The 4199-nt window shown below is 63.8% G+C and carries 3 protein-coding genes; 2 read left to right on the top strand and 1 reads right to left on the bottom strand.

Translation table 11 applies throughout. From position 1 onward, the window contains the following. Nucleotides 1–847, bottom strand: an 847-nt coding sequence (locus EOD07_RS24850; RefSeq protein WP_164772495.1) for a dienelactone hydrolase family protein, incomplete at its 3' end; no start/stop codon positions are given. Nucleotides 848–1163: 316 nt separating this feature from the next. Between EOD07_RS24850 and EOD07_RS24845 the strand changes: the two genes are divergently transcribed. Next, complete coding sequence (locus tag EOD07_RS24845; protein WP_127237308.1) at nt 1164–1598, top strand: hypothetical protein; 435 nt, start codon at nt 1164–1166, stop codon at nt 1596–1598. 591 nt (nt 1599–2189) lie between these two features. After that, nucleotides 2190–4058: an EAL domain-containing protein gene (locus tag EOD07_RS24840; protein ID WP_348627781.1), complete on the top strand. Its 1869-nt coding sequence runs from the start codon at nt 2190–2192 to the stop codon at nt 4056–4058. The last annotated feature ends 141 nt before the right edge of the window (nt 4059–4199 follow it).

Below are 4199 nucleotides of genomic sequence, written 5' to 3'. Positions count from 1 at the left end.
AGGCGAGCTTCTCTTTGAGAAACGCCATCGTCCGGCCCCAAGCGAGATCGGCGGCCTTCTTGTCATAGCGCGCGGCCGACGTGTCGTTGTTGAAGGCGTGATTGGCGCCCTCATAGACATAGACCTTGTATTCGACATGCGCGGCGTCCAAGGCCTTCTTATAGGCATCGATGCCGGCATTGGTGCGCGTATCGAGCCCGGCATAGTGAAGGAGCAGCGGCGCCTTGATCTTCGCGGCGTCCTCGGCCCTGGGCTGCATGCCGTAATAGGCGACGCCGGCGCTGAGGTTGGGCGCATGGACGGCAAGCTGGTTGACCGCGCCGCCGCCCCAGCAGAACCCGACCGCCCCGACCTTGCCGTTGCCATCCTTGAGGCTCTTGAGGTAGGCGACCGTCGCCACGCCGTCGGCCGCGACCTGGCCGGAATCGAGCTTGCTGAACATGTCGCGTGCCTTGTCCTCGTCGGACGGCGTGCCGCCAAGCGGCGACAGGAAGTCCGGCGCCAGCGCGACGAATCCCTCCAGCGCCACGCGCCGGGTGACATCGCGGATATGCGGGTTCAGTCCCCGGTTCTCGTGGATGACGATGACGGTGCCGAGCTTGCCCTGCTGGTCGGCCGGCTTGACCAGATAGGCTTTCATCTCACCGCTCGAGCCGGGATATGTGATGTCCTCGCCCTTAACGCGGCTGTCGTCCTCGGCGACGATCGCGGCCTGGGCCGAGTTGGCCGCCAGCATCGGCGCGATCGCGGCCGCCGCGGCGCCCGAGCCCGCCAGCTTCGTCAACTGCTCCATGAAGCGGCGGCGGTCGAGCGTCAGATGCGTGTATTCGTCATAGGCATCGATCATCGCCTGAGTGATGACAGGCTGAGTGATGACAGGCTGAGTGATGACAGGCTGCGTGGTGACGGGCTTGGCGTCGGCTTCGGTCATGGCTGTCCTCGAGGATTGGCGGTGATCCGCAAGATAGGGTCGAGAATCGCACGGTCCAGTCACGCCCCGGATGACGATCCCCATGGAGATGGAGCCGGCCCGCCGCACGCCGACAGGCCCGCTTGATTCATCACGTTTTGGTTATTTCAAAAAGGCTTGACGATGCTGTCACATTAGGACGCGAAGTTGCGCGGCGCCGCCTTGCCTATACGAATGACGAAAGGGGAATGCCATGAACGTCCAGGACATCATCAACACCGTTTCCTCGAAGGCCGGCCTTGACGAGCCCACCACCGAAAAGGTTGTCGGCACCGTCTTTTCCGTTCTGGAGCACGAGGCGGAAGGCACCTCCGTTTCGTCTTTCTTCGCCCGGATTCCCGGCGCCGACGCGCTGGCCCAGAAATATGACGTGATGGCCGCCGGCGCGGCCAATTCGGGCGGTGGCCTTTTGTCGTCGCTGCAAGGGGCGCTTGGCGGCGTGCTCGGCGAAAAGGCCGGCGCCCTGATCAACGGCGTCGCCGCCCTCAAGGCGTCCGGCCTCGACATGGCCCAAATCCGTCAGGCCGGCGAGACCCTGATCAAGCAGGCCGAGGCCGCCGCCGGGCCTGACCTGACCAATCAGGTGCTGGACCAGGTGCCCAGCTTGCGGGGCCATCTCGGACTCTAAGGCATTCCGCACCGGTCTTGCCGGATCAGGCCATTCGGCGACCAGACTGATTGCCTGTGCCACCCGCATCCGGAGGCGGATCGCACGGGAAATCAATCTGGCGCGACCAGGAATATCGATATTTTAGAACTATAGTACATGCTCCGGAAACCATGCTCATGGCTTCCGAGGCTCCCGTTAATTGCCATTAACCACCTATTAGAAGTTGCATACGATTGTGCTGATTGAACTATCGGTATCCGCATTGGGGGCGGCTGCCTTTCATCGCCTGTGTCAAACCCCTCGCCCGGATATGGCAATCGGCCGTTCGCGCTGACGGACGCCGGGCGGCCGTTTGATGAGGCAAGAAGGTTCGGCACCTCCGAAAACGAAGAGGCTACCCGGCCATGATGCGCGTCATCTCCTGCGTGACGGTCGATCATAATTTATGGCTCGTCCTCGTCGCGGCGCTGGTCTGCGCCGCCGGCTGCTGGGCGACCATCAGGCTCTTTCCTGCGGGCGCATGAGGCCGAGGGGCTGCAGCAAGTCGGCTGGCATTTCCTGACCTCGGTCTGCGCCGGATCATCGATCTGGTGCACGCATTTCATCGCCATGCTGGCTTACGATCCCGGCGCCCCGATCACCTTCGACCCGGTGCTGACGATCGCCTCGCTCTTTATTGCCATCACCGGCACGGCCGCCGGCTTCATCGCGGCGACGGCCCACGCTCCGCGCATCGCCCCGATCGTCGGAGGCGTCATCGTCGGCCTGGCGATTTCCGGCATGCACTACACCGGCATGGCCGCCTATCATGTCGACGGCATCGTCGAATGGAACACGACCTATATTGCCGCCTCTGTCCTGCTCTCCGTGGTCTTTGCCTGCCTCGCCGTCAGCGTCGCCCTGAACGAACGGTTGTCCGGCCGCAACTATTGGGCCGCGGCCGTCCTGGTGCTGGCCATCGTCAGCCTGCATTTCACCGCAATGGCGGCGGTGCAGGTGACGCCGTTGGTGACACGCGGCGCCGCCACCGATTCGCTGGCCTTGCATGCGATGGCGCTCGGCGTCGCCGTTGCCGGCCTGATCATCATCGGCACCGGCCTTGCCAGCTATCTGATCGACGACCGGACGCGCACGGAGGCCTTTCAACGCCTGCATCATCTGGCGATGAACGACACGCTGACCGGCCTGCCCAACCGCGCCAACTTCAACGATCATCTCGACCGCGAGATCGACCGCGCCGGCGAACTTGGCGGCAAGGTCGCGGTGGTCGGCATCGATCTCAACCGCTTCAAGGAGATCAACGACATCTGGGGTCATGGCGCCGGCGACCAGACCTTGAAGGACCTGGCCGAGCGCATGGGCGCGCTGCTGCAGGAAGGCGAATTCGTCGCCCGTCTCGGCGGCGACGAGTTCGCCGGCGTCAAGCGTATGAAGAGCCAGTCGGACCTTGTCGATTTCATTTCGCGCCTTGAAGCGGCGCTCTTCGCGCCGGTCAGGATCGGCGATATCGAGACCGCCACCGGCGCCAGCCTCGGCGTCGCCATCTATCCCAACGATGCGCACAACCGCGAGACGCTGGTCAACAATGCCGACCTCGCCATGTATCGCGCCAAGGCGAACATAACGCAGAACGTCTGCTTCTATGAGCAGGCCATGGACGAGGCCGTCCGTGCCAACCGGACTTTAGCCAACGACCTGCGCGACGCCGTCGAGAACGGCCAGCTCGACCTCCACTACCAGGTCCAGACGTCGGTCTCGACCGGCGATATCCGCGGCTATGAGGCGCTGCTGCGCTGGAAGCATCCGACCAGGGGCAACATTTCCCCGGCCGAGTTCATTCCGCTGGCCGAGGAGAACGGGCTCATCCTGCCGCTCGGCGAATGGGTGCTGCGCACCGCCTGCGCCAAGGCCGCCTCTTGGGATCATCCTTACAAGGTCGCGGTCAATCTCTCTCCGGTCCAGTTCGCCCATGCCGACCTGCCGAAGCTCGTCCACGAGATCCTGCTCGAGACCGGGCTCAAGCCGAGCCGGCTGGAGCTCGAGATCACCGAAACCACCATCATCGCCGACAAGATCCGCACCTTGAACATCCTGCGGCGGATCAAGGCGCTGGGGGTCACCATCGCCATCGACGATTTCGGCACCGGCTATTCCTCGCTGGAGACGCTGCGCGCCTTCCCGTTCGACAAGATCAAGCTCGATCGTTCCTTCATGTCCGAGGTCGAAACCAGCCCGCAGGCCAAGGCCATCATCCGCGCCGTCCTGGCGCTCGGCCAGAGCCTGCATATCCCGGTGCTGGCCGAGGGCGTCGAGACGCACAGCCAATTGTCGATCCTGCGCGCCGAAGGCTGCAACGAGGCGCAAGGCTTCCTGCTCGGCCGTCCGGCGCCCTTCGGCGAGATTTTTGCGCTGATGCATCGCAACGAAGTCGCGACAACTATGATGTCGCTTCCAGCGCCTGCCCAGGCCGTCGCCTAGCGCGATAGCTGGCCGAGATTCAGGTCAGGCGGCCGAGGCAGGGATTTTGACCGGTCGGCTCCGTTTGCATTGGCACGTGGCATACGTTGGAGATTGGCTGAAACGCCCATCGCGATCGTCATTCCTGGGCGGAGCAGGAGC

It is taken from the genome of Mesorhizobium sp. M2C.T.Ca.TU.002.02.1.1, assembly GCF_003997225.1.
Note: the sequence above shows the minus strand (reverse complement) of the source record. Positions and strands in the feature narration are given on the sequence as shown.

Bases quoted from the DNA above. Each gene is read 5' to 3' on its own strand.
- EOD07_RS24845 (WP_127237308.1), top strand. From the start codon at position 1,164: ATGAACGTCCAGGACATCATCAACACCGTTTCCTCGAAGGCCGGCCTT.
- EOD07_RS24840 (WP_348627781.1), top strand. From the start codon at position 2,190: ATGCTGGCTTACGATCCCGGCGCCCCGATCACCTTCGACCCGGTGCTG.